1 protein-coding gene is annotated in these 920 nt (G+C 72.7%); it reads left to right on the top strand.

What is annotated here, in order from left to right; all coding sequences use genetic code 11:
- Nucleotides 1-5: 5 nt before the first annotated feature.
- On the top strand, nt 6-920 hold a 915-nt coding region (locus tag CCN51_RS43300), incomplete at its 3' end, for a pectate lyase family protein (RefSeq protein WP_086860822.1).

Consider the following 920-nt stretch of genomic DNA (forward strand, 5'->3'; position numbering starts at 1 on the left):
GGACCATGCGCACTCCCAGATGTCATGCCCGCGTCGCCTCGCTCGCCTCGGTGCTCTGCTGCGCCGCCCTCGTACTCGCCGCCGCCCCCGCCACGGCAGCCCCCTTGGCGCCCGTACGCGGCACCCTCCCGGCGGGCGACGGCTGGGCCTCCGCCGACGGCGGCACGACCGGCGGCGCCAAGGCCGACAAGGCCCACACCTTCACCGTCACCAACCGGGCCCAGCTCGCCAAGGCCCTCGACGGCTCCGACGGCAGCCCGCGGACCATCTACGTCAAGGGCACCATCGACGCCAACACCGACGCCGCCGGCAAGCCGCTGAGCTGCGCCGACTACGCCACCGACGGCTACGGCCTGGACGCCTACCTCGCCGCGTACGACCCGGCCACCTGGGGCGACGCCCAGCCGTCAGGACCGCAGGAGGACGCCCGCGCCGCCTCTGCCGCGCTGCAGGCGAAGCGCGTCAAGCTGGCCGTCCCCTCCCACACCACCATCGTCGGCGTCGGCCGGGACGCCCGGCTGCTGGGCGCCAGCCTCCAGGTCACCGGCGCGGACAACGTCATCGTCCGCAATCTCACCTTCGAGGACGCCTTCGACTGCTTCCCCGCCTGGGACCCGACCGACGGCGCGGACGGCGCCTGGAACTCCGAGTACGACAACCTCGTCGTCTACGGCTCCACCCATGTCTGGGTCGACCACAACACCTTCACCGACGGCCGCCGCCCCGACAGCGCCCAGCCCCGCTACTACGGCCAGCTCTACCAGCAGCACGACGGCGAACTGGACGTGGTGCGCGGCGCCGACCTCGTCACCGCCTCCTGGAACCTCTTCGCCGACCACGACAAGACGCTGATGATCGGCAACAGCGACAGCGCGGGCGCCACCGACCGCGGCAAGCTCCGCGTCACCCTCCACCACAAC

It is taken from the genome of Streptomyces milbemycinicus (assembly GCF_002154605.1).
Taxonomy (GTDB): domain Bacteria; phylum Actinomycetota; class Actinomycetes; order Streptomycetales; family Streptomycetaceae; genus Streptomyces; species Streptomyces milbemycinicus.